Origin of the sequence: Vaccinium witches'-broom phytoplasma str. VAC (genome assembly GCF_000309405.1) — a bacterium.
Lineage (GTDB): Bacteria > Bacillota_I > Bacilli_A > Acholeplasmatales > Acholeplasmataceae > Phytoplasma.
Genome location: NZ_AKIN01000015.1, coordinates 1 through 3,009 on the forward strand (window position 1 = coordinate 1; position 3,009 = coordinate 3,009).

Sequence of the window (3,009 nt, forward strand, 5' to 3'; positions counted from 1 at the left end):
TTTTATAAAAAACAACAAGTTATTTAATAAGAATTTTTTAATAATATCTATTTTAAGGAAAGATTTTTTAAAAAATAAAATCTTCGTCTTTGAGGCTTTCTGATTTCATTTTTTGGTAACCATTCCCTCTCATGGAAAAGTTATCCATAGTTTTAGTTTCAGTATTAAGTCCGTTTAAAACTACAGGATTAATATTTTCTTGAGGGAATTTTTGTTCGAAACCTAAATTCATTAACGCTTTATTAGCGTTATAACGAACAAAGGTGTTAACATCTTCTATCAAACCAACTTCTTGATAAATTTCATGAGCTAAAGATTTTTGTTCTTCATATAAATTGTCCAATAAATCATCTAACCATTTTTTTAAATATGTTTTTTGTTCTTTGGAAAAGTTATAATATAATTCTTTAGCTAAACGACCTACATAAACGCCATGAACACTTTCATCTCGGATAATCAAGTTAATCATTTCTCCAGCTTGCATCAATTGACCTTGACCGTAGAAATATAAAGGATAATAAAAACCACTGTAAAACAACCAAGTTTCAAGAAAAACAGAAGCAACCATGCTTTTCCATTTAATTTCGTTAAAAGTTTTATTATCACTTTGTTCGTTTTCATATTTATTAATAACGATTTTTTTTTCTAAATCTTCGTAAATGCCGACAATAATATTTAAAATGTTTTGTAAATTTTTTTGTTCTTCGCCCCAAGCGAATAATTGATTGATTTCTTCTTTATTTAAAAAAGTCATAAAAATATTAGAATAACTTTTCGCGTGAACAGCATTTTCCATTGCTCCCATGAAATTAAGGGTCGCTTTTTTTTGATGTTCATAAGGTAAGCAAGAACGAAGAATAACCGGCATACCGATATCACCTTGATAAGTATCTAGAAAAGTCAAAACTAATAAATTTCTTGAATAAGCTTTTTTTTCTTCAGGAGAGAGTGCTTGCCAAGCAATTAAATCGCTTTGAAGACTGATGTCTTCAGGACGCCAAAATTGACTTAAATTTTGTTCATAAAAATATTGTGTAAACTCGTCTTCTAATTTATTCCAATTCGCCCCTTTAAAAAGGTTGTTTGTTTCTTTCATATAAAGACCTTTCTATTGTTAAATTTTTTTTAAACAGGATATTTATTTATAGCAATTTATAACTTTTTTTAATTTGTTCTTCTAAAGATTTCGCTATTTCAGGGTTTTGTAATAAAAATTCTTTAGCTTTTTCTTTTCCTTGACCGATATGTTTATTTTGATAACTATACCAAGCGCCGCTTTTTTGGACTAATTCAAGATCAACCGCTAAATCTAAAATTTCACCTTCTTTAGCAATTCCTTTTCCGTACATAATTTCTAATTGAGCAACTTTGAAAGGAGAAGAAACCTTAGATTTCACTACTTTAACATTGGAACGAATACCAATAAAAGTACCATCTTCTTTGATGAATTCAGACTTTCTAATATCTAGTCTTAAAGAAGCGAAATATTTTAAAGCTTTACCGCCTGGAGTTACTTCAGGACTGCCGTAAATAACTCCCACTTTCTCTCTTAATTGATTCACATAAATCACGATAGTGTTAGTTTTAGAAACGATAGCCGATTGCTTTCTCATTGCTTGTCCCATCATTCTGGCGTGAAGACCCATAAAAGAATCGCCGCTTTCACCTTTTAATTCAGCTTCCGGCACTAAAGCAGCCACAGAGTCCACAACTATTAAACTGAAATTTTCGCTTTTAATTAAAGATTCGACGATATCTAAAGCTTTTTCGCCTGAATCTGGTTGAGAAATAATGAAATTATCTAAATCTATTCCTATCGCTTTAGCGTAATTAGGGTCCAGAGCGTTTTCCACATCGATAAAAGCGACATTCCCTCCTTGTTTTTGAGCTTCCGCTATTGCGTGTAAAGTTAAAGTTGTTTTTCCAGAACTTTCAGGTCCAAAAATTTCAATAATACGGCCTTTAGGAAAACCACCGATTGATAAAGCAATATCCAAAGTTAAAGAACCAGTCGGAATAACTTGGATTTTATCAGTTTGTTCCGAATTTAACTTCATAATGCTCCCTTTGCCGAAACGTTGTTCAATTTCTTTAATTGTTTTTTCAATCACTTCTTTATTTTCTTCGTTTGTCTTCGCTTCTTGTTTAGTTTTTTCTATTTTGCTTTTTTCGTTTTTAACTTTTTCGTTATTCATAATTTTGTTTCATTCCTTTGGTTATTTTCGATATATTTTAATATAAATATTTTTTTAGTTATATTGAGTAGAGATAGAGTTAGTTTTGGACGAAATTAGATCTAATAAATTTAAAATTGTTAATTATATAAAACATTCCTGAAACGACTATTAAAAAAATGTTTATGCCTGATAAAAAATTAATAAAATAACTTATTGATAATTTTACAAAAGGTTCCCAAATATACCGGTATATTTGTTGAACAAATAATAAAAAAATAATAGTTATAAAAGTGAAAACAGTTTTTAATTTTCCTAAAAAAGAAGCGGAAATAATATGTTTTTTTTCAACAGCGACCAAACGTACTCCCGTAATGATCAAATCTCTGATAATAGTGGCTATTATAATAATGACGATTCCTGTTTCAACGCTTTTATTATCGTTTTTTTCAGGTAATAAAAATTTATGTTTACTTAACAAATATATGTGAAAAAAAGTGATAATAACAAGCAACTTATCAGCTATTGGGTCAAAAAATTTTCCAAAAACTGTTTGTTGTTGGAATTTTTTAGCTATATAACCGTCAAGATAATCGGTAATAGCTGCAATGATAAAAATCAAATTAAAACATAAACTTAGCGTTGTTTCTACACCATCTGGATGTGTTTTTTTTATATTTAAAATCATAACCATTAAAGGTAACATACAAAAAACCAACAAGATACGAAAAACAGTTAAGAAATTCGCTGATTTTTTCATGATATTTTTCATTCTTTAACAATCTTTCTTTAGAAAATAATAATTATTTAACATATTATTTTAATATCGTTAAAA

At 28.6% G+C, this 3,009-nt stretch carries 3 protein-coding genes; all 3 read right to left on the reverse strand.

Going from position 1 to position 3,009, the window contains the following annotated elements; all coding sequences use genetic code 11:
* Window positions 1-67: 67 nt before the first annotated feature.
* A complete protein-coding gene (gene nrdF / locus RI68_RS00645; RefSeq protein WP_017192276.1) occupies window positions 68-1,096 on the reverse strand; it encodes a class 1b ribonucleoside-diphosphate reductase subunit beta in 1,029 nt (342 codons plus the stop codon).
* A gap of 46 nt (window positions 1,097-1,142) precedes the next feature.
* On the reverse strand, window positions 1,143-2,195 hold the full coding sequence (gene recA / locus RI68_RS00650; protein WP_017192277.1) for a recombinase RecA: 1,053 nt from the start codon (window positions 2,193-2,195) through the stop codon (window positions 1,143-1,145).
* Window positions 2,196-2,274: 79 nt separating this feature from the next.
* Complete coding sequence (gene pgsA, locus RI68_RS00655) at window positions 2,275-2,946, reverse strand: CDP-diacylglycerol--glycerol-3-phosphate 3-phosphatidyltransferase (RefSeq protein WP_017193339.1); 672 nt, start codon at window positions 2,944-2,946, stop codon at window positions 2,275-2,277.
* Between the last annotated feature and the right edge of the window lie 63 nt (window positions 2,947-3,009).